Raw genomic sequence first — 18568 nt, forward strand, 5'->3', positions numbered from 1 at the left:
ATGGGCGCGCAAGCAGCGTGAGAACCTGAGGTTTCAGCCCTTCCGCTCGTATCGGCAACGGCTGAACGGGATTCCAGCGGGTCATACCGGGTGCTGCTCCGGCTCCTCCGCGAACACCTCGCGGAGCCTCTTCTCCTGCTCGTCCGAGAGGTTCGTGAAGATCAGCTCCGGCCTCTCGTGCTTCTCGGCGAAGGCGTCGCTCACCTTGTCGAGCACGGCCTCCGAGCTGAGGACGAACAGGGCCGACGTGCCCGGTGTGATCTGATCCCGGATCCGTTGGATCAGCTTGTCGTCGATGCCGACATCGGACATCGCCCCGCCCAGCGCACCGGCCGCCGCGCCGATCGCCGCGCCGAGCAACGGCACGAAGAAGAGCAAGCCGAAGAGCATGCCCCAGAACGCGCCACCCAGGGCGCCGCGCCCGGCCAGGTTGTGCAGCTGCCGGGTCTTCGGTTTCCGCCTGTCCTCCTCCCAGGACACCACAGCCGCGTCGTGCACCGTGATGAGCTGTTGTTTCGCCAGTTCCGCCAAGGTGTCAGCGGCGCGGACCGCACCGTCGGCCGTGCTGAACCGCCAGATCGTCAACGTCGCCATGGGGCTGCCCTTCTCTCGGCTTGTGCTGTTCTGCCACTGGCATCACAAGCCTTCGGCGGCAACGGCACATCACCCGGCACGGGTGGAAACACGGCGTTGCCACAGCGGTGAACAGCCGCTCTGGTGGTGTTACGGGGTTACCCGGGTGCGAGTCGCCGGTGGTGAACAGGGGGAGGCCTTCAGCGATCGCGGTAGCGGCGATCATGAGGTCACTCGGCCGTAGGCTCTGGCGGCTTCGACATCGAACGCGATGAGGGTCGAACTCGTTCTCTGTTCGCTGGACGACGTCGAGCCAACGGGCGCGTTCAGCGGTTTCGTCGTAGGTGCTCTGCTCGTCGTTCCTGCGGACCTGGTGCGGCCCCGCGGAGAGTTCGGCGAGAGTGACCGCGCTGATCGTCACCTCGTCCGGTAGTTCCGCCGGGCGACCCAGCGGCGCCATCGTGCGCTGAGGCGTTCGGCCTCGCGGCGAGATGCCGGGTTGACCTAAGTTGGGTGTAAAAGTACACTCAACTCCATGGGGGAAGGTCTTTATGAGCCGGGGTCGCCGCTCCTGACAAGCGAGGATCTTCTCCGTCTTGAGGAGGTCGGCACCGTTCTGCGGCGGCAGGAGGGCCATGTCTTCATCCAGGAGGGAGAGGACACCAGCTTCGCGCTGCTGATCCGCAAGGGCCACGTCAAGGTGGTCGTCGGGGAGCCGGGTCGGATCGTGGCGGTCCGCGGTCCCGGCGACGTGGTGGGGGAGATGGCCGCGTTTCGGCGCAAGCCCCGCTCGGCGAGCGTGGTCGCCCTGGGTGAGGTCGAGGTTCTCCATCTGCCCGCATCTGCCTGGTTGGAGTTCATGTACGCCAATCCGCGGGCGATGCACGCCCAGATCTTCGCCGCCGACGAGCGCCTTGAGCAGGCGACGAAGAAGGTCGCGGAATCGGAGCTCGCCGTGGAGCAGCGGCTGGCGAAGGCCTTGGTGGAGCTGATGGGGACGGGCTTGGGAAAGCAGGTGTCCGCGGGTGTGGAGTTCCGGCTCGGCCAGGCGGATCTCGCGAGCCTCACCGGGGCGTCGCTGGACTCGGTCAAGAAGGTCATCCGCGCCTTCAAGGAGAACGGAATCCTCACCACAGGGCGGCAGTCCCTGGCAGTCCGCGACCGGGAAGCGCTCGAAGCGATCAGCTGCGGCAACCGCATAGCGACGATTTGAGGTGTGTGGATGCCCTGGAACCTGATCGGCAGTGCGGGATGGGTAGCCGCAGTGCTCGCCGCGGCGACCGTCGCCAAGCACCTGTTTCTCCTGCTGCGGCACCGGATCAGCGAGTCGTCCGAAACACGCCGCTTCATCACCGCGCTCAGGGGGAGCGCGCCCGGCGAGCGGCCGGCCATCATCCGGGCCTACAGCAAGCTCGCCAAGACCGACCGTGCTGACGAATCTCCCGTTGAGGGGAACTGACCGTGGCGACACGCCTGTCAGACAACCGCTTGATCCAGCGACTCCGCGACTTCGACCTCGACCCGGACGAGTTCGTCATTTTCGGCAGCGGTCCCTTGCTCGCGCACGGTCTGCGGGATGACGTGCCCGACCTGGACATCGTCGCCTGTGGCGAGGTGTGGCGGCGCGTGTCCGCGTGCGGCTTCCCGGCCACCGGCGACATCACCGGTGACCGCGTCTGGACCTTCTGGAACGGCCGCCTCCAGTTCTCGAACCGGTGGATATCCGAGGAGTGGGACACCCGAAGCCTGATCGATCGTGCCGATGTGATCGAAGGGCTCCGTTTCGCCCCGCTGCCCGACGTGCTGAGGTACAAGAAGGTGCTCGGGCGGCCGAAGGACTCGGTCGACATCCGGAAGCTGATGGACAGGCTGGGCGATCACGGCTCCGAGGTGGCCTGATTCCCGCAGTGGCGGAGTTCGTCGACGGGACAGCGGACGGGCCACCGGTCGGCGGCCTGTCCGTCGTGCGGCTCAGCAGCCGCGGTCGCGCCACGCGGCGAGCTTGGGGCGCTCGGCGCCGAGGGCGGAGTCGTCGCCGTGGCCGGGGTAGAACCAGGTCTCGTCGGGCAGGTGGTCGAAGATCCGCGAGGACACGTCGTCGATCAGCGACTCGAAGTCCTCGGGCGACCAGGTCTTGCCGACCCCGCCCGGGAAGTGGGGTTCGCTGTAGCGGTGAACACGACGGCAGACAGGATGCTGTCGTGGGTGGCGCGATCTGCTGGCTGGAAGTTGCGCGTTTTGTCGGTTACAACTTCCGCGTTATGCCTGTTAGCCTGTCGCCGTGGCAGGTCTGGTACAGCGCAACGCGGCACCCAGGGTGACCGAACTGCTGTCGTCGTTCCGTGTCGTGCTGCTGGGTGGGGCACGGCAAACGGGAAAGACCACGCTGGTTCGAGACCTGCTCGACCTGCCCGGGCACGCATGGTTCAGCTTTGACGACGAGGCAGTGTTGGCCCGGGCATCGGACGACCCTGTCGGGTTCGTTGAAGCATTGCCGCGACCGGCGGCGGTCGACGAGTTCCAGCGCGCGGGGCGAGGGTTTCTCCTCGCCGTGAAGCACGCGGCTGATCGAGACCGTACGCGTGGGCAGTTGTTGCTGACAGGGTCGACCAACTACCTAGCCGACCGAGGGTTGTCGGAGACGCTCGCGGGCCGTGCCGGGCGGCTGCTGCTGTGGCCACTGTCCGTGGGCGAGCGGCTCGGACTGCGAGAGACGTTCCTGGACCGACTGTTCGAGCCGACGAGTTGGCCCGGAAGGGCCGAAGCCCTGCCGCGCGCCGACCTGGTGCGGATGCTGTTGGAAGGTGGCTATCCAGAGATCGTCACCGAGGGCTTGGCCGGACGGCAGCGTCGGAACTGGTTCGAGGCGTACGTGCACGACGTCGTCTCGCGGGAGGCGCTCCGTCCCGTGGCCGAGGTCCGCCTGGAGGCAGAGTTGCGTCGGCTGCTGCGCCTCCTGGCTGCTCGTACCGGTCAGGAACTGATCGTCTCGAGCATCGCGGGTGATGCAGAAGTCGGTCGTGAGACAGCCTCGAACTACGTCACCCTGCTTGAAGCCCTCCACCTGGTGAAGTTGCTGCCAGCGTGGTCGACCAACATCACCAATAGGGCGAAGAGACGTCCCAAGGTCGTGGTCGTGGACACCGGACTCGCGGCCGACCTCTGCGGGCTTGGTGAGCAGACGTTCGCCCCGGTGGCAGACGGCACTGCGGCAGGGGCGTTGTTCGAGACCTTCGTCATCACGGAGGTTCTCAAACAGGCGACCTGGAGTGAACGGGGCGTGGACCTGTCCTACTTCCGCGACCGCGATGGAGCCGAGGTGGACCTGATCGCGGAAGATCGACGAACCGGTGAGCTGGCCGGGCTGGAGATCAAATTGACCAGCACGCCGATCGCTCGCCACGCCAAGCACTTGATGATGCTGCGGGACAGGCTGGGGAGCCGATTCACGACCGGTCTGGTTGTTCATGCCGGTTCCCAGACCCTGCCGTTGGGCGACCGCATCTGGGCGGTTCCCGTGTCTGCGCTGTGGCGGTCGGACAGCTGAGAACATCACTGCCGAGCGGGGCTGCCCGACCCCTCAGGCGGCCCCGCTCACCAAGCAACTCAGTAGCCGCGTTCGCGCCATTCGGCCAGCTTGGGCCGCTCGGCGCCGAGAGTCGAGTCGTCGCCGTGGCCGGGGTAGAACCACGTGTTGTCCGGAAGCTCGCCGAAGATCCGCGTCTCGACGTCGTCGATCAGCGACTCGAAGTCCTCGGGCGACCACGTCTTGCCGACCCCGCCCGGGAACACGGAGTCGCCACAGCGGTGAACAGCCGCTCTGGTGGCTTATGGGGTTTCGTGCGGCACCTGGGGGCGGGTGACCGGCACGACCGTCAGGAGATCCTGCAGCCCCTTGAAGTCGTCGGGGTTGGTGGTGAACAGGGGGAGGCCCTCCGCGAGCGCGGTAGCGGCGATCATGAGGTCGGTCATCCGACGCCGTGGCTTGCGTCCGGCGGAGATCACGGCCGCGGTCACTCGGCCGTAGGCCCTGGCGGCTTCGGCGTCGAACGGGATGGGGTCGAACTCGTTCTCCGCTCGCTGGAGGACGTCGAGCCGACGGGCGCGTTCTCCGTGTTCGTCGTAGGTGCTCTGCTCGTCGTTCCGGCGAACTTGGTGCGGTCCTGCCGAGAGCTCTGCGAGCGTGATCGCGCTGATCGCCATCTCGTCCGGCAGCTCTGCCGGGTCGACCCAGCGGCGCAGGATCAGGATGTTGGTGTCGAGCAGACCTTGCCGGTACGCGCTACCGCTCATAGGGGTCACCGTGGTCCTGGTCGACCGCCGCTTCCTGGTCAACGCGGAACGCCTCGATGTCCACGGGGGCCGCGTTGCGGGACACGGCAGCGAACTGCGCCCGTGACACGAAACGCCGACGTCGGCGCAATGGGATCAGCTCGCCGATCTGGTGACCGTCGCGCGTGACCGTGAAGGCGCTGCCCCCTTCGACCGCGTCCATGATCTCTTTCGACCTGCTGCGCAGATCGCGCTGCGTGATCTCGGGTTGGACGCTCATACCCGCAGTCTAGCCTTGGGGTGGCACGCTGTGCTACCCCGTGCCACACGTGGCCGTGGGCGTACTCGGGCCGATCGTGCCGGTCACCTCCGCTGGTTCGCGCACGAGGTTGTCGGGGACTGTTCCTAGCATGCGGCCCATGCCGAAGAAGCGGAAGAAACCGCGCAAGCCGAAGAGGCCCGACGCCGGTCAACCCCACAGGCCCAGCTTGCCCGACAGAATTGACCTGGCTCCGTCACTCTGGCCGGCGAGGGGGTATGGGTTTCTCCGAATGCTCCAGGCTCGGGCGGAGCGTGGTGATCCGGTGCCTGAACTGCGCGGCACGCCTCCCCCTGGGTACGCGTCAGATTTTGAACCTGAGATCGACGCTCCGCGAGCTCCGCTCCAGTCAGGTTGGTACGTCCATCATGAACTGGAGGTGCCCGTGTATGCGTGGGTCCACGACACGGTGGAGCTCGCGCGTGATTTTCCGGAAGACGTTGATCTTTGGAACAGGGGCTATGTGCCTTGTACTGTCCATTCCCTCTGGACAATGAGGCGTGGTAAGAGGTCTGAGCGAGGAGAGATATTTCACGTTAACCCAGAAAGGCTTGAAAGCTGGACGCCGATTGTAGCGCCGGACCCCGCGATTGTCGCGGCTGATCAACACGGGGTTGCGCCGCTGTACGCCACTCCAGTGGTTGGTCCACTGCCTTCTTCGATGCCTCGCCGGATCGCTGCCATCGACGTCGACTACGCCCGCGTAGGCGGCGACAACTTGCCGGAGAAGTGGGATATCGATGTTGTAGGTGTCCTGGTTGTAGAACGAGAGTCGGTGGGTGAACTCGTTGAGTTCGGCCAGTGGAAGCAAGTGGCTTTTCATGTGCTCAGGTCGACCACCATCAGTCGCTTGGCTTCGGTTGCCGAGGAAGTTGATCTCATTGTTGGGCACAACCTGTTTGACGCTGACTATCGGTGCCTTCGCACTTATGCGGACCAAGTGGACCTTGGGCCAGTGCTGGAGAAGTCAGTGGACACACTCTATTTCGCAAGGCAGATCCTGGCGGGTGGCCAGCGCAAGCCGGCTGGACTGGACCTGACATCGCTCGTCGCTCTTCATCAGCTCAGAGGTCGAAGAAAGGTTCGATCGCGAACGGCCTCGCACCGTGGGATCACCAACTTTTCGGATGCCGAGGACAGATGGTTCTACGAGCCGGTCTCTGACGACTGTGAGCGTGTGCTGGAACTGTGGCTGGATATGGTGGCCGGTGCTCGTCTGTTCGTTCCCGCCGGCGGTGATGGTCGCCCGACCGAGCGATCCCTTGACCAGGCCGAGCGACTCGGACTTGTGACGCCGCCTCTAACTGGAACTTCGTTTGCTGACTTGCTTGCGGCTCGTGGAACTGTGTATGAGTTGCCGGGAAGTGCTTCTGAAGAGTCGGCTGCGCGAATTCATCGACAGATAAATGACCTTATTGCTGCCGGAGACTACGCAAATGATCATGGTCCGATCGCGTCAACGCGGCGATGTCCCGCGCTCACGGATAAGGCTGGGAGCCAGTGCCCCAGGCTGGTTCATGGCGACGAGTCGTATTGTCGAGAACACCGGAGGTCCAGGCTGTGTCGCGGAAATCCCGCGATCGGCGATCAGTGTGATGAAGTCGTGTGCGACGAGCAATCGCATTGTCGCTGGCATCGTCGTACCGCTCTCTACGTTGCGTCAGGAACCAGGATTTATGAAGACTTTCGGCATCCTGTCGAGCTTCCCGGATGGGAGCAGATGAGCATCTGGGGATTTGATGTAGGGGTGATGCGCTTCTTTGCGCAGTTGTGGCGCAATAGTGACAGTCCGGACGATGAGCCACGTCATTGGCTCCATGGAGCGGGGTCGCCCTACGGCAATATAATTGAGCTTAGGGACGCGATCTGTCAGGCAACCAGGCAAGATCGAGAGGCGGTCGACAAAGCCCTCGCTTTTCAATTGGACAGTTGACCAGGGCTGCTGCGGTCACAGTGCCTCCCGCGCCGGAGGCCGTTCGCGCACGTGTCACGGGCGCGAACGGGCTGGCTTGGACTGGAAGCACCGTGCCGGACTGAGCAAACGAACTGGTCGGGTGCTTGCGTCTGCTGCTAGTAGCCGCGTTCGCGCCATTCGGCGAGCTTGGGGCGCTCGGCTCCCAACTTAGAGTCGTCGCCGTGGCCGGGGTAGAACCACGTGTCGTCTGGAAGCTCGCCGAAGATCCGCGTCTCGACGTCGTCGATCAGCGACTCGAAGTCCTCGGGCGACCACGTCTTGCCGACCCCGCCCGGGAAAAGGCTGTCCCCGGTGAACAGGTGCGGGTGGCCGGACGGGTCGCGGTAGAGCAGGGCGATCGAGCCGGGTGTGTGCCCGCGCAGGTGGATGACCTCCAGCACGCTCGCGCCGACCTTCAGCGTGTCGCCGTGCTCGGGCAGCAGGTCGCAGGGGACCGGCAGCTCGGGGGCGTCCAGGGGGTGCGCGGCGGTCTTCGCGCCGGTGGCGCCCGCGACCGCGCCGAGGGCCTGCCAGTGGTCGCCGTGCCGGTGGGTGGTGATGATCATGCGGAGCTGCGGCCGGTCGGCGTCGTGGCCGAGCAGGTCGGACAGGCGCTCGGGGTCGTTCGCCGCGTCGATCAGCACGGCGTCGTTGGTCTGCCTGCACACCAGCAGATAAGCGTTGTTGTCCATCGGGCCGACGGACAGCTTGGTGATCGTCAACTCGTCCAGGGTGCGCCGCGCGGCGGCTCCACCTGCGTCGACATGCCCGGTGTAGGTGTCAGCTACGTCCACGGGAGCACACGGTAGCCGGTCGAGGAGGAAGCCCTCAGCTTCGCTTCAGGCGACGGCTCTACGCTTAGCCGGGTAGATCATGTTCCCCAGCCCCCAGTGAGTGCCGTGCTGAACTCGCGAACCGCCCCAGAGCGCCCCCGGCGACGGTCCGGCCGACGGATCAGCTGGGACGTGCTCCGCGTCGTGGCCATTCTCGCCGTCGTGGTGCAGCACGCCACGAACACCGGCCCGCACGACCACCCGGAGCTCGGCGGCCTGCCCTGGGCGTTCACGCTGCTGATCGGCGCGAACTCGATCCTGATCATCTCCGCGTACTTCGTCTGCGTGACGCTGGCCCGCCGCCCGCCGATCTACTTCCTCAAGCACCGCCTCGCCCGGCTGATCCCGGTGTACCTGGTGGCCGTCGTGCTCACCTTCGCCGCGATCAAGCTCGTGGCGCCCGCGGGCTGGAAAGCCGTGCAGGCCAGCGACATCCTGCCGAACATGATGCTGATGCAGCCCTGGGTCGGCGTCCCCTACATCGACTTCTCGTACTGGACGCTGACGATCCAGATCCCCGCGTTCATCGCGGCCGCGGCGCTCGCGGGCTCGGGGCTGGTGCGCGGGCGCGGCGTCCCGGTGCTCGCGTGGCTGATCATCCTGGTCCCGCTCGGGCTGCGCTGGTTCCTGGACGACCCGTTCGTCGCGCGGATCTTCGGCGCGCTCGTCCTGCACCACGCGCACTTCTTCGCGGTGGGCATCGTGATCTGGCTGTGGTCGACCAGGCGCATCGGCGTCGTCCACGCGCTGGCGTTGCTGGGGGCCTCCGCCTACGCGCAGGTCATCCAGCTCGGCCACGACATCCCGTCCTCGATCGGCGTCGGGGTCATGGTCGTCCTGATGTGCTTCGCCGCGCTCGGGCCGGACTGGGACATCGCGCCGATCCGCGCGCTCAGGAAGCCGATCAGGTGGCTGGCCGGGATCTCCTACGGCGTCTACCTGGTCAACCAGGAGCTCGGCTACATCCTGGCGCGCAGGCTCCTCGACGTCGGCGTCGGGCCGTGGCCCCGCTTCGTCCTCGTCGTCGCCGCGGCGATCACCTTCGGGTGGGTCCTGACGCGCTTCGTCGAGCAGCCGATCTACAACGCGCTCACGGCCGCGGTGCCGCCACTGCGCCGGGCGGCGCGCGTGCAGATGCTGCGCACGATGCGGCTCGCGCTCGCGGTCCGCCTCGGCTGGGCGGTCCGGACCGGTGTGGCGGGTCAGATCCAGTCGGGCAGCCTCGGCGCGTCCCCGGACAGGGCGCTCGCGTCGCCGCGCCCGGTCAACCACGCGAGCACGGTGATCGCGTCGCCGCGCACCGCACCGACGGAGGAGTCGTTGGTGTCGTTCACGATCCACTCCCGCTGAGAACCGTCGGGCAGGTCCACCCGCAGGGTGAAGGACGGCACGTCCGCCATCCCGTCGTAGTGCGCGACGGCGTCGTCGATCAGCTCCTCCTGCACCTCCTCCGGCAGATCGGCGAGGTCGAAGCCGCAGCGCAGGTCGGCGAGGTGGATCCACACCTCGCGCACCCGCAGCCAGGGGATCTCGTGACCGGTCAGCGGCCAGCCGTCACCGACGACCACCTCGGCCTGCCAGCCGGACTGCGGCATCGACCGGGCCGCCGCCATGAAGCGCTCGCACGCGGCGATCAGGTCCTCCCGCAGCAACCGCCCGGACCGGCGGGCACCCTCGTCGATGTCGGCGTCGCGGTCGGCCCGGCTCGCGTACATCGGGTGCTCGACGCCGGTCCTGGCCCACGTCACCAGGTTCAGCAACGCGTCGGCGTTGCGCGCCAGGTGTGCGATGACGTGCCCGCGGCTCCAGCCGGGAAGGGCGCTCGCGCCGCGGATCGTGCCCTCGTCGAGTCCCGCCACGGTGTCCAGCAGGCGCTCGGTCGCGTGCTCCAGCGCGGAAAGGCCATCGATTGCGCGCTCGGTGGCTTCCTCGGCGCTCATCCGCGGCCTGGGAACTCTGGCCCGTACGGCGCGGTTCCGCGATCCGGTCTCGGTGCCTGCCATGGCGTTCCTCCCCGCTGGAAGGTGCTCGGATGGAATCAGCAAGCCTAGGTGGGACTTCCCCGTTCGGGTACCACCCGATCGTGGATGCTGTCTGATTTGTCCGTCCCACGGACTGGAAGTCCGGACTATCGGAGCCGACCTCCGCGTTCAATGCTGGTGCCAGTCGGTCCCGAGCCCGCGGAGGCGCCCGTGAGCAGCGAAGAAGCACCGAAGACCCGCTTGCGGGGTCGAGCACCGGCACTGTCCACCCCGGACACGGGACACCGCAGGCGCGGGCTCGTCGCCGCGTCCATCGGCAACGGCCTCGAATGGTTCGACTGGAACGCTCCCGGTATCCAACGACCTGCGGATTTGCCAATCCGAGTGAGGTTGAGCAGATGTGAGTCCGGATGAGCGTTGACGCAGCTCAGGCTAGCTTTTGGGCTTGGTCCGACTGAGCGTCTGTGAGTGCCTTTGAGTCCGGCTCTGTCCCAGATGCGTCCCTGGCTGTCCCAGGCACCAGCTGCAGCTGTACGGCGTCATGATCTCCAAGTGCCGCAACGATTCTGGCGCGTGCCGCTGGTGTCCTCTGCGTATAGACCATCGTCTGTTCGAGGGTGGCGTGGCCCATGAGCCGGGCGATCTCGTACGGGTCCACGCCAGCTTCGGCCAGCGTGGTCGCGTAGCCCCGGCGAGCACCGTAAGGAGGGATGTGGGGCAGCTTGGCGCGCCTCCAGGCATAGCGAAGGACGTTCTCAAACGTGCGGTTGCTCAGAGGGAGACCCGTTCTCGGAGTCCGAAAGAGCACGTCGGACTTGCAGGGATTTCCTGGGCGATGTGGGATACCGCATCCACTGCGGGCAGGATTCTCTTCAATCCAGAGGCGTGCCATGTCAACAACGTGCCCTGGAAGTGGAACTTCGCGAGCTTCTTCATCCTTCGGATATTCCTTGATGTATCGAAGGACTTCCTCGCGTACGCCCTCTTTGCGCGGCAGGTAAACGAACACGTCTCGGATATTCAGCCAACCGTCCTTGAGGTTGATGCTGTGTCTGTGTAGCCCGCCGAACTCTCCGGGGCGCATTCCTGTGTTGAAGCACATTTCAAGCGCGAATCGGTAAGAGGGTGTGATGTGCGGGTAGAGATCATCTAGGTCGCTGCGCATCATCGTCGGCTTTGATCGTACGGTCCTCAGCTTCGGCAGCTTGATGTCTACGCATGGAGTTCCGGAAAGGACTCCGTACTTGACTGCTGCCAGAAGTGAAGCTCTAAAGACGCCGTAGATGCGGGAAACTGTCTTAGGGGCGTACTTCGCCGCAAGCTTGTCTACCCACATCTGCACAGGATTTCGAAGGATCTTGTTTAGCTCGGTGTCCTCCCAGGCTGGCAGTAGGTGGGTCTGCACGATGGACATCTCGCTGTCGAGCGTCACAGGTTCGACTGTGCGAATCTCCCACCAGACGTCAAGGCACCATGCTCCCCATTTCGTCGACGCGGGAAGGGTGCCTTCTAGGGTAGCTGCCTGACGTCTGACTTTGCTTTCTTCTTCGCCTGCGCGGGCAAGGGCGTCAGACTTGCGCTCGTAGTATGGAGCCTTTGAATGCTGCTTCCTGCCTTGTGCATCTCGCCAAACGGCTCGGAATTTCTTTGGCCCCATTTTCTCGGCACTGGGCATAGGGGTATCCCCTTCAGGAGGTGCTGCAAAGATGCGCGGCAGAGTTGATCGAGAGCGCTAGATCAACGTTAGGTCTGCCAAACTTGGTGCTGTACCGCTTCGTACAGCCCTGGTAATGATCGCCGCGAGCGTCCGCTCAGGGATTCGGGGATCAACCACCAACGTGATCTGCTCGGCGGAGGCGATGCAGTACGCGTCGGGGTTCGGCAACTGTACCGACAGGACCGTGATCGGTTGCATATGCGCCCCCCTTTAGTGCTCTGGGACGGGCGACGCTACGTCTGACTAGTTGAGATCTGCACCACTCAACGGTTTGTTCACTCCGACGGCCTAGTCAGTGTCACTGCGGCGCATCGTTTTCGCCGTCATCGTCGAGACCTGTAACGCGCGCCTTAGGCGTTTGCGCTGCGTCGATTGCACGAAGGTGCGCGCGCACTACGTCCATCAGGGCGTCGATCTGCTCCGGGGAGCGGTCACCTGTTAGCGCCAGCCACGTCTCGACGTCGGGGCGGTGTGTCTCGACATCGACCCGGCGGAACCCCAGCGACACATCGGCCGCGGCGAGGATGCGTCCCTCGGGTACGCCGAGGGCGACCGCCAGGGCCCGGATCGTCTCGGGCTTGGGGTACTCCGCGAGCGGCCGCCTGGCCATCTGGTTGATCGCTGATGCGGTCAGTTCCAGGCCCTGCTTGCGGGCGCGGTCGGCGAGTCGTTGGTAGCTGAGTTCCAGCTCGTCTTTGCGTGCGGTGATCAGCTCGCTCAGGTTCACGCACACCCCCTTGAGGCTCGGCCCGTCAAATGAGGGTAGCGGCCGCATCAATACCGACTTGGCAACAGCGCGTTGACGTGCTGCTGTCAGCGGCCTACGGTCTGCCTGTCGTCAAATCGCTGTCAGCACTATGCGGACAGCAGTTAAGCGGACGGGAGGACCACGAGCGTGAAGGCCCCACTCGTCGTGCTTCGGAGCCCAGAGGACCTGGTCAAGGCGCTTGCCGATTGCGGCATGCGGCAGCAACGACTGGCCGACGCCGCGAACACGTCACGACAGCGCATTCATCAGCTGTGCAAGGGCCACGCGCCGAGGACCAGCACCGCGCTGGCCGACCGGATTGAGAAGGCGCTTGGCCGGCCGCGCGGGTCGCTGTTCGTCCACGTGCAGCAAGGGGAGGAGTCCAGCGATGTCCGTTGAGTCGCCATGGATGACGGTCGCCGAAGTCGCGGCGTACAGCCGTCACCACTTCCAGACCGTGCTCACCGCCCTTCGCACCAACGAGCTGGAGGGCAAGCAGCGCGCAGCGAACTGCACGTGGCGGGTCCACCGCGACGCCGTGGACCGCTGGATGTCGGGCGAGAAGCCCAAGCCGCGCAGGCTCCGCCGCGCTTCCTGATTCCCCGGTCCGGCCGCGACTTCCCCGGTGGCCGGGCCGGGGGTTCCACCCCCGAAAGAGATGCGGACCGGGGCTGCGGGAACAGCCACCGGTCCGCCACCCGGAGAAGGGACCTCTCCAGATGTTGAACACGGACTCTAGCCCCCGGCTCACGCAGCTGCTGGAGGAGATCGGCGAGTCCGCGGACGCCTGGCTGGCGTGCGCGGATGGCTGGTACTCCACCACGCCCGGCCCGGTTGACCCGACCGAGCAGTACCTGGTGGTGCTCGGGTGAGCCGCCGCCTGGCCGGGAACTCCGGCGCCCCCGCGAAGACCACCACTCACGTCATCCGTGTCATCCGCCCCGGGCTGTGGGGCTCGGCGACCGACCGCCAGCTGGCGGTCGCGCTGCTGCTCGTCATCGCTGTCCCGGCCGGGGTGTGGCTGTGGTCGCTGTGGGTGGTGCAGCCGTGATCAAGCCCTACAGCCGCCGCATGTCCTTCTGGCAGGCCGCCGTGATGTTGATCGGCGTTCTCGTCTGCCTCGTCGTTCTCGCCCTCGGTTCTGCCGCACAGCAAGGGAGTCTGTGATGTCTGACGCTGCCGGGATCAAGGCCGGGTTGAGTGCCGTGCTCAGCCACGCGCACGTCAACAACCTGGCCGACGGGATCTACGACGTTTGCCTTGGCTGGGGTAACCAACCGCCCCGGGTGACGCTGGACTTCCTCGAAGACCAGGACGGAAGCCGGGCCGTCGAGCAGTTGGAGCGCTGGGCGTGGTCGATGACCGGCGTGGATCACATCGTCGTCACCCGCGCGCCCCGGTCCGGCTCGCCTGACTACGCGCGGCTGAAGATCACGGGCGAGGTGATCGCTGGTTCGGCGGTTCAGGTGTATTGCACCTACGAGGGCGAGCGCGTGGAGGAGCTGCTGGCCGCTGTCGAGGACAAGAAGCTGGACCTCGGCGTGTTCGCTCGCATCATCGCGGGCAAGGGCGACCCCACCGCGCGCCCGACCGCCGAGCAGGCGTCGGTCGGCGACGAGGCCGTCTGGGAGCCCGGACAGGTCGTGTCCATCCTCGGTCGCAGGTACGTGGTTGACCGCGTCGTCCCGTGCCCCACGTGCGACCAGCTTCGCCCCGTGACGGAGACCGGCTGGTTCTTTTCCCACGGCTCCGGTTATGACGAGAACCACCGCTGCTTCGACCTTCCCACCGGACCGGCCGACGCCTCGGTCGGCCCGGCCGCCTCGTCGGCGGTGACCGCGTGATCGCGGGCGAGCCGGGCCGCTGCGCTCCGGCCGGGCTGGTGTGCGCGGTCCCGGACATCGTCGAGGGCGAGGACTGGCGGAGCCGGTTCACCTCGGCGTGGGTGAACGTGGCGGAGCACCAGGAGGGCCACGAGGTCGAGGCGATCTCGCTCGCGGAGCCGTCGCCGACCACGCCGACGCTGTGCGGTTACGCCACCGTCGACGGTGTCCGCTACGAGATCCACTACTCCCGCTCCGGCCGCGACACCGTGCGCACGGAGTGGGACCTGCTGCCCACCACCTCCGGCGTGGAGTACCTGCCGGTGCGCGTGGAGAAGCGGTGGATCGGCGGACCGTGCCTGTACTCCATCGCCCTGGCGCCCGTGCCCGCCGCCGACGAGCCCAGACAGCGCCTGGCCGAGGGCGAGCACGCCGACGACTGCGACCTGACCTGCACCGCCGAGGGCCAGATCCCTTGCTGGGTCTACGAAATCGCGCCCACCGAGGAGGCCGACCGTGGCTGAGCAGACCGAGTTCGAGTTCGAGCTGGACGGCTCGGCGTGCTGCGGGGCGGCCGAGTTCGACGAGTGCGAGTGCGCCGAACTGGACGCGTGCGACGGCTCCCCGATGTGCTGGGCGGAGGTGCACTCCGACGGCTGCGCCGCTGAAGACGGCAGGACCTACATCGTGCTGCCGGGCTACGGCTGGGTGCCGGTGGAGGACGTGGAGCTACCCGAGCTGGAGCCGATCCGCACCGCGCCCGCGCGGCCGCTGTTCGTCGCGCCGCAGCCGATCACGGCGGGTGGTGCGTGATGTACGAGACCCGCGCCTACGACGACGAGCACGGCGACCCGGTGGTGGTGGTCGTGGTCTCCGGCACGCATGACGTGTCCCGCTTCGTCAACGCGCTCAACGGTTCCAGCCCGACCGTCGAGCAGGTCAGCGCCGGGCGGAAGCTGCTGCGCCAGGTTCGCCGACACAACGGCGGCCGCGCCGCGCTGGACCTCCTCCGCGCGCACGGCGGCCCCGACTTCACGGAGGAGGTCGACCGTGGCTGAGCCGCGCAGGTTTGGTGATCCGCTCTCGGACCGTGAGGTCGAGGTGTTGGACCTGGTGATCGAGGGGCTGTCCAACGGCGAGATCGGGAAGAAGCTGTTCCTGGCTGAGGACACGGTGAAGACCCACGTGCACCGAGTGTTGTGCAAGCTCGGCGCCCGGACCCGCGCGCATGCCGTGGCCATCGCGTTTCAGCGCGGCCTGGTGTCCCCCTCGGGCGCTCAGTCCGGGGACGGACGTGGCTACTACCGGCACCGCGCTGGGCCGACCGAGAAGCACACCGGGGTGTCGATCCGAGCACTGCTCGGCGGCTTCGACTACTACGCCGGGATCGGCCCGGCGGTGCGGTTCGGCATGACCACGGCCGAGGCATGGGCGTTGCACGCGTGCCTGTCGGCCGCGCTGAACGCCACCTCGCAATGCCCGCAGTGGCTCGGCCAGCCGGTGGTGTCCTGATGACCGCGCTGACGCTGACGATCGGGCAGGTGCAGCTGCTGCACTGCCTGGCCGAGGGCTGGGACACCGCCGGGATCGCCGAAATTCTCCAGTGCTCCGACGCTGCGGCAGTGGCGCACCTGGATGAGCTGTTCGCCGCGCTCGGCGCCAAGAACAGGGCACACGCCGTGGCGCTGGCCTACTCCCGTGGCTACCTGACCACGGCTACCGATCTGCCCGGGGTCCTGGCGGACGTCGCTGTGGAGCGTCGCCGCCAGGACCTGAAGTGGGGCCAGCAGGACCACCCGGACGGCACCGGCGGTGCGCACGCGGCCGCGGCTGTCCGGCGTGTGCAGGCGATCAACGCCCGCCGCGCCGAGCTGGGGATGTTGACCTTCGCCGACATCTTGGTGGAGGAGGTGACGGAGGCGCTGGCCGAGACCGACCCCGTGCTGCTGCGCGCCGAGCTGGTGCAGGTCGCTGCCTCCGCCGTGCTGTGGATCGAGGCCAACGACCGGCGCCTGGCCACCGCCATCGAGCACCACACGGAGGAGGTTCCCCGTGGCTGACACCACCACGCCGGAATGGGCGGAGCTGGCGCACGCCGCGTTCGCTGCGATGTGCTCGGGCATACCCAGGGCTGCCTCGGCGTGCTTGACGGTGATCGAGGAGACCCTGAGCGCGGAGGTCTTCCCGGAGGTGATCTCCGCGTGGATCGACATGGCGGAGTCGGTGATGCCGCCTCCCTCGGAGGACGGGGTGCGCCTGGCCCTGCAGGACGCCGCGACCGCGGCCCTGGTCGAGGTCGATGTGGTGGAGCGAGCGCAGCGTCTGGCCGCGTGGCTGTTCGCCGCGCGCCGCGCCGGGGACTCCTGCACGGAGGCGATCCTGCTGGCGAGCGCGACCGACCCGGCCGACCAAGGGGCGCTCGTGGTGGCGGTGTTGCAGCTGTGCGTGGCCACGTGGGCGCGCCACCGCCAGGTCACCCCGGACGAGCGCGACAAGCGGATCACCGCGCTGGAGCAGGCTCTGGTGCTGCGCAACGGCACGATCGAGCAGTTGCGCCGCCGACTGCGGGAGAAGCCGAGCGCGGCGTACACGTGGCGCGGCAGGGACGTGCTGATGGTGCGCCCGCACCCGTCGGAGCCGATGGCCTACGTCGAGGCCGCCAGGACCGGGCACCGGTTCTGGGTGGACTCCTGCGAGCTGACGGAAGTGCCGGTCGACGAGCCGTTGGCCACGGACCCCGTCCCTTACGCCCCAACGGCTCCAGGCGCCGAGCAGGAGGTGGCGACGTGGCCGACGAGTTCGTGACGTTCGAGTCGCTGCACTGGCGCAAGATCCACGTCCTGCCGGGCGCGGTCATGCGCGATGAGATCGGCCGCCAGGTCGAGCCCGGGATCTACCTCCGAGGCGATGACTGCACGCGGCACCTCGTCCTGCTGATCCACATCCCCGAGGACCTGGAGTTGCCACCGGAGCAGGAAGCGGAACGGACGCTGCGGTGGCTGCGCACCGGCGAGGTGGACGGCACGGTGGACGATGCGGGGGCAGCATGAAGCGCCGCGCACCGTTGCGCCGCACGGCGGGCCCGCGGAGGCAGAAGCCTCTGCGGGCCCGCCGCGTGCACCGTGTCGTCGCCGGACACGGACAGACACATGTCGCGGAGGCGTTGCGGCGCCTGGTGTTCGCCCGTGATGAGGGCCAGTGCCAGCTGTGCGGCACCGGGTGCACGCCGCTGACCCTTCAGCACCGCGCGCCGCGGGGCATGGGCGGCTCCCGGCACCGCAACACCGCCGAGAACCTGATCGTGCTGTGCGGTGACGGCACCACCGGCTGTCACGGCCGGGTCGAGCACAACCGCGACTGGGCGCGCGCCCGCGGCTTCCTGGTGCCGATGGGCATCGACCCCGCCGACTGGCCGGTCTTCCGCTTCCTGGACCGCTGGGAACAGCCCTCCGCCGACGGCTGGGCGCCCGCTGCCCGTGCTGACGGCCAGCTGCTCCCCGACGACGAGAAGGGGGCACGATGACGCCTCCGCACGACCATGACGAGGTCGAGCTGCTGCCTGCGTCCCGCTTCGAGTGGGAGCGGATCATCCGGCGCGCTCGTCTCACCAAGCCGGTGAAGCTGGTGGCGCTGCTGCTGGCCACCTACGCCGATCCGGACGGCACTCGCGTGCGGCCCGGGGTGGAGCTGCTGTGCCTGGACACCGGCGACGGTGACCGCCAGGTGCGCCGCATCATCAAGGCACTGGCCGCGCACGGCCTGGTCGAGCTGGTGCGCCGCGGTGGCGGCCGGGGCGGTCGGGGTACCGCGGCGGAATACCGGCTGACCCTGCCGAGCAACCTCCTGGAGCGGGGCCTGCTCCGTGACCTCACCCCCGCCGAGGGCGATTCACCGGACATCCAGATGTCCGCTCAATCCCCTGAGCCTGCAACCGAATCACCGGACATCCAGATGTCCGATGGAAGCCCACCGTCCCCTGTGGACAACTCCGAACGACCGGACATCCAGGTGTCCGCTCAAACCGAGACGCCCCAACCGAATGACCGGACATCTGACGCTGTTACGGAACGATTGACCGGACATTCCGAGCCGATTGACCGGACATCTGGATGTCCGACTACCAGCCACAGACCAACCACGGAAGAGACCAACGACTACTCACCGCCCAGCGCAACCACAGAGCGCGTGAGGGTCGGTGAACCGCTGGATTCATCGCCGGTCGGGAAGTGCGAACATGGCTTCACCTCCGGGACTCGGCCCGACGGCACCCCGTCGTGCGCGTTCTGCCGCCGCGCCGCTGTGGTGGTCGTCGACTTCGCCGCCCGTCGCGCCGTCGGGGGTGGCTGA

General features: G+C 67.1%; 27 protein-coding genes and 3 pseudogenes. 20 read left to right on the forward strand and 10 right to left on the reverse strand.

What is annotated here, in order from left to right; all coding sequences use genetic code 11:
* Positions 1-81: 81 nt before the first annotated feature.
* Both BLT28_RS39145 and BLT28_RS42975 read right to left on the reverse strand, forming a co-directional pair.
* A complete protein-coding gene (locus BLT28_RS39145) occupies positions 82-594 on the reverse strand; it encodes a DUF1269 domain-containing protein (RefSeq protein WP_030432005.1) in 513 nt (170 codons plus the stop codon).
* The gene (locus BLT28_RS42975; protein ID WP_407638787.1) at positions 536-1210 is read right to left on the reverse strand and encodes a PIN domain-containing protein; all 675 of its coding nucleotides are present in this window, start codon (positions 1208-1210) and stop codon (positions 536-538) included. The genes BLT28_RS39145 and BLT28_RS42975 overlap by 59 nt, the downstream gene beginning before the upstream one ends.
* On the opposite strand from BLT28_RS42975, the gene BLT28_RS39155 reads away from it, so the two are divergent.
* The 3 genes from BLT28_RS39155 to BLT28_RS39165 are packed head-to-tail and all read left to right on the forward strand — an operon-like array spanning position 1109 to position 2472.
* Positions 1109-1786, forward strand: a complete 678-nt coding sequence (locus BLT28_RS39155; RefSeq protein WP_052407830.1) for a Crp/Fnr family transcriptional regulator — start codon at positions 1109-1111, stop codon at positions 1784-1786. The genes BLT28_RS42975 and BLT28_RS39155 overlap by 102 nt on opposite strands.
* A gap of 9 nt (positions 1787-1795) precedes the next feature.
* Positions 1796-2032, forward strand: coding sequence for a hypothetical protein (locus BLT28_RS39160; RefSeq protein ID WP_156051403.1), 237 nt, complete (start codon positions 1796-1798; stop codon positions 2030-2032).
* Between the two features lie 2 nt (positions 2033-2034).
* A complete protein-coding gene (locus BLT28_RS39165; protein WP_052407829.1) occupies positions 2035-2472 on the forward strand; it encodes a hypothetical protein in 438 nt (145 codons plus the stop codon).
* A 72-nt stretch (positions 2473-2544) separates the two neighbouring features.
* Here the strand turns inward: BLT28_RS39165 and BLT28_RS39170 are convergent.
* Positions 2545-2730 (reverse strand): annotated as a pseudogene (locus BLT28_RS39170) (MBL fold metallo-hydrolase); the annotation flags it as partial.
* Between the two features lie 124 nt (positions 2731-2854).
* Between BLT28_RS39170 and BLT28_RS39175 the strand changes: the two are divergent.
* The gene (locus BLT28_RS39175) at positions 2855-4120 is read left to right on the forward strand and encodes an ATP-binding protein (RefSeq protein WP_030432001.1); all 1266 of its coding nucleotides are present in this window, start codon (positions 2855-2857) and stop codon (positions 4118-4120) included.
* A 59-nt stretch (positions 4121-4179) separates the two neighbouring features.
* Here BLT28_RS39175 and BLT28_RS39180 read toward each other — a convergent pair.
* From BLT28_RS39180 to BLT28_RS39190, 3 genes and pseudogenes are all read right to left on the reverse strand, one after another.
* Positions 4180-4374 (reverse strand): annotated as a pseudogene (locus BLT28_RS39180) (MBL fold metallo-hydrolase); the annotation flags it as partial.
* Positions 4375-4401: 27 nt separating this feature from the next.
* On the reverse strand, positions 4402-4866 hold the full coding sequence (locus tag BLT28_RS39185) for a type II toxin-antitoxin system VapC family toxin (RefSeq protein ID WP_030431999.1): 465 nt from the start codon (positions 4864-4866) through the stop codon (positions 4402-4404).
* Positions 4856-5125: a type II toxin-antitoxin system Phd/YefM family antitoxin gene (locus tag BLT28_RS39190; RefSeq protein ID WP_030431998.1), complete on the reverse strand. Its 270-nt coding sequence runs from the start codon at positions 5123-5125 to the stop codon at positions 4856-4858. Before BLT28_RS39190 ends, BLT28_RS39185 begins: the two co-directional genes overlap by 11 nt.
* 304 nt (positions 5126-5429) lie before the next feature.
* Here BLT28_RS39190 and BLT28_RS40700 point away from each other — a divergent pair, with 304 nt between their 5' ends.
* Positions 5430-7097, forward strand: coding sequence for a hypothetical protein (locus BLT28_RS40700; RefSeq protein WP_156051401.1), 1668 nt, complete (start codon positions 5430-5432; stop codon positions 7095-7097).
* A 137-nt stretch (positions 7098-7234) separates the two neighbouring features.
* Here the strand turns inward: BLT28_RS40700 and BLT28_RS39195 are convergent, their stop codons facing one another.
* Positions 7235-7912, reverse strand: a complete 678-nt coding sequence (locus tag BLT28_RS39195; protein ID WP_030431997.1) for an MBL fold metallo-hydrolase — start codon at positions 7910-7912, stop codon at positions 7235-7237.
* 171 nt (positions 7913-8083) lie between these two features.
* Between BLT28_RS39195 and BLT28_RS42345 the strand changes: the two are divergent.
* Positions 8084-9001 (forward strand): annotated as a pseudogene (locus tag BLT28_RS42345) (acyltransferase family protein); the annotation flags it as partial.
* Between the two features lie 152 nt (positions 9002-9153).
* Here the strand turns inward: BLT28_RS42345 and BLT28_RS39205 are convergent.
* From BLT28_RS39205 to BLT28_RS39215, 3 genes are all read right to left on the reverse strand, one after another.
* Positions 9154-9954, reverse strand: coding sequence for a maleylpyruvate isomerase family mycothiol-dependent enzyme (locus BLT28_RS39205; protein ID WP_043813141.1), 801 nt, complete (start codon positions 9952-9954; stop codon positions 9154-9156).
* 406 nt (positions 9955-10360) lie between these two features.
* Complete coding sequence (locus BLT28_RS39210; protein ID WP_162184898.1) at positions 10361-11365, reverse strand: tyrosine-type recombinase/integrase; 1005 nt, start codon at positions 11363-11365, stop codon at positions 10361-10363.
* A 583-nt stretch (positions 11366-11948) separates the two neighbouring features.
* Positions 11949-12377, reverse strand: a complete 429-nt coding sequence (locus BLT28_RS39215; RefSeq protein ID WP_156051399.1) for a hypothetical protein — start codon at positions 12375-12377, stop codon at positions 11949-11951.
* Between the two features lie 168 nt (positions 12378-12545).
* On the opposite strand from BLT28_RS39215, the gene BLT28_RS39220 reads away from it, so the two are divergent.
* From BLT28_RS39220 to BLT28_RS39275, 14 genes are all read left to right on the forward strand, one after another.
* Entirely contained in the window at positions 12546-12797 is a 252-nt protein-coding gene (locus tag BLT28_RS39220; protein WP_030431993.1) for a helix-turn-helix domain-containing protein, read from the forward strand.
* A complete protein-coding gene (locus BLT28_RS39225; protein WP_030431992.1) occupies positions 12787-12996 on the forward strand; it encodes a helix-turn-helix domain-containing protein in 210 nt (69 codons plus the stop codon). The genes BLT28_RS39220 and BLT28_RS39225 overlap by 11 nt, the downstream gene beginning before the upstream one ends.
* Positions 12997-13117: 121 nt before the next feature.
* A complete protein-coding gene (locus tag BLT28_RS40705) occupies positions 13118-13270 on the forward strand; it encodes a hypothetical protein (protein WP_156051397.1) in 153 nt (50 codons plus the stop codon).
* On the forward strand, positions 13267-13449 hold the full coding sequence (locus BLT28_RS39230; protein WP_030431991.1) for a hypothetical protein: 183 nt from the start codon (positions 13267-13269) through the stop codon (positions 13447-13449). The genes BLT28_RS40705 and BLT28_RS39230 overlap by 4 nt, the downstream gene beginning before the upstream one ends.
* A 115-nt stretch (positions 13450-13564) precedes the next feature.
* Complete coding sequence (locus BLT28_RS39235; protein WP_030431990.1) at positions 13565-14242, forward strand: hypothetical protein; 678 nt, start codon at positions 13565-13567, stop codon at positions 14240-14242.
* On the forward strand, positions 14239-14745 hold the full coding sequence (locus tag BLT28_RS39240; protein ID WP_030431989.1) for a hypothetical protein: 507 nt from the start codon (positions 14239-14241) through the stop codon (positions 14743-14745). The genes BLT28_RS39235 and BLT28_RS39240 overlap by 4 nt, the downstream gene beginning before the upstream one ends.
* Positions 14738-15034: a hypothetical protein gene (locus BLT28_RS39245; RefSeq protein ID WP_030431988.1), complete on the forward strand. Its 297-nt coding sequence runs from the start codon at positions 14738-14740 to the stop codon at positions 15032-15034. The genes BLT28_RS39240 and BLT28_RS39245 overlap by 8 nt, the downstream gene beginning before the upstream one ends.
* Positions 15034-15279: a hypothetical protein gene (locus tag BLT28_RS42350; protein ID WP_052407827.1), complete on the forward strand. Its 246-nt coding sequence runs from the start codon at positions 15034-15036 to the stop codon at positions 15277-15279. The genes BLT28_RS39245 and BLT28_RS42350 overlap by 1 nt, the downstream gene beginning before the upstream one ends.
* Positions 15272-15733 carry a helix-turn-helix domain-containing protein gene (locus BLT28_RS39250; RefSeq protein WP_063766655.1) on the forward strand — a complete coding sequence of 154 codons (462 nt, stop codon included), beginning with the start codon at positions 15272-15274 and terminating at the stop codon, positions 15731-15733. The genes BLT28_RS42350 and BLT28_RS39250 overlap by 8 nt, the downstream gene beginning before the upstream one ends.
* The gene (locus BLT28_RS39255) at positions 15733-16281 is read left to right on the forward strand and encodes a LuxR C-terminal-related transcriptional regulator (RefSeq protein WP_162184897.1); all 549 of its coding nucleotides are present in this window, start codon (positions 15733-15735) and stop codon (positions 16279-16281) included. Before BLT28_RS39250 ends, BLT28_RS39255 begins: the two co-directional genes overlap by 1 nt.
* Complete coding sequence (locus BLT28_RS39260) at positions 16274-17026, forward strand: hypothetical protein (RefSeq protein WP_030431986.1); 753 nt, start codon at positions 16274-16276, stop codon at positions 17024-17026. The genes BLT28_RS39255 and BLT28_RS39260 overlap by 8 nt, the downstream gene beginning before the upstream one ends.
* The gene (locus tag BLT28_RS39265) at positions 17008-17271 is read left to right on the forward strand and encodes a hypothetical protein (protein ID WP_030431985.1); all 264 of its coding nucleotides are present in this window, start codon (positions 17008-17010) and stop codon (positions 17269-17271) included. The genes BLT28_RS39260 and BLT28_RS39265 overlap by 19 nt, the downstream gene beginning before the upstream one ends.
* Positions 17268-17744 (forward strand): HNH endonuclease, encoded by a 477-nt coding sequence (locus BLT28_RS39270; RefSeq protein WP_156051395.1) that lies wholly within the window; start codon positions 17268-17270, stop codon positions 17742-17744. The genes BLT28_RS39265 and BLT28_RS39270 overlap by 4 nt, the downstream gene beginning before the upstream one ends.
* On the forward strand, positions 17741-18568 hold the full coding sequence (locus tag BLT28_RS39275) for a helix-turn-helix domain-containing protein (RefSeq protein WP_030431983.1): 828 nt from the start codon (positions 17741-17743) through the stop codon (positions 18566-18568). Before BLT28_RS39270 ends, BLT28_RS39275 begins: the two co-directional genes overlap by 4 nt.

The sequence above is a fragment of the Allokutzneria albata genome, from assembly GCF_900103775.1.
GTDB lineage: Bacteria > Actinomycetota > Actinomycetes > Mycobacteriales > Pseudonocardiaceae > Allokutzneria > Allokutzneria albata.

Excerpts from the sequence above, each read along its gene's own strand:
- BLT28_RS39145 (WP_030432005.1), bottom strand. The coding sequence starts at position 594 with ATGGCGACGTTGACGATCTGGCGGTTCAGCACGGCCGACGGTGCGGTC.
- BLT28_RS39155 (WP_052407830.1), top strand. The coding sequence starts at position 1,109 with ATGGGGGAAGGTCTTTATGAGCCGGGGTCGCCGCTCCTGACAAGCGAG.
- BLT28_RS42975 (WP_407638787.1), bottom strand. The coding sequence starts at position 1,210 with ATGGCCCTCCTGCCGCCGCAGAACGGTGCCGACCTCCTCAAGACGGAG.
- BLT28_RS39160 (WP_156051403.1), top strand. The coding sequence starts at position 1,796 with ATGCCCTGGAACCTGATCGGCAGTGCGGGATGGGTAGCCGCAGTGCTC.
- BLT28_RS39185 (WP_030431999.1), bottom strand. The coding sequence starts at position 4,866 with ATGAGCGGTAGCGCGTACCGGCAAGGTCTGCTCGACACCAACATCCTG.
- BLT28_RS39190 (WP_030431998.1), bottom strand. The coding sequence starts at position 5,125 with ATGAGCGTCCAACCCGAGATCACGCAGCGCGATCTGCGCAGCAGGTCG.
- BLT28_RS39205 (WP_043813141.1), bottom strand. The coding sequence starts at position 9,954 with ATGGCAGGCACCGAGACCGGATCGCGGAACCGCGCCGTACGGGCCAGA.
- BLT28_RS39225 (WP_030431992.1), top strand. The coding sequence starts at position 12,787 with ATGTCCGTTGAGTCGCCATGGATGACGGTCGCCGAAGTCGCGGCGTAC.
- BLT28_RS40705 (WP_156051397.1), top strand. The coding sequence starts at position 13,118 with ATGTTGAACACGGACTCTAGCCCCCGGCTCACGCAGCTGCTGGAGGAG.
- BLT28_RS39235 (WP_030431990.1), top strand. The coding sequence starts at position 13,565 with ATGTCTGACGCTGCCGGGATCAAGGCCGGGTTGAGTGCCGTGCTCAGC.
- BLT28_RS42350 (WP_052407827.1), top strand. The coding sequence starts at position 15,034 with ATGTACGAGACCCGCGCCTACGACGACGAGCACGGCGACCCGGTGGTG.
- BLT28_RS39255 (WP_162184897.1), top strand. The coding sequence starts at position 15,733 with ATGACCGCGCTGACGCTGACGATCGGGCAGGTGCAGCTGCTGCACTGC.
- BLT28_RS39270 (WP_156051395.1), top strand. The coding sequence starts at position 17,268 with ATGAAGCGCCGCGCACCGTTGCGCCGCACGGCGGGCCCGCGGAGGCAG.
- BLT28_RS39275 (WP_030431983.1), top strand. The coding sequence starts at position 17,741 with ATGACGCCTCCGCACGACCATGACGAGGTCGAGCTGCTGCCTGCGTCC.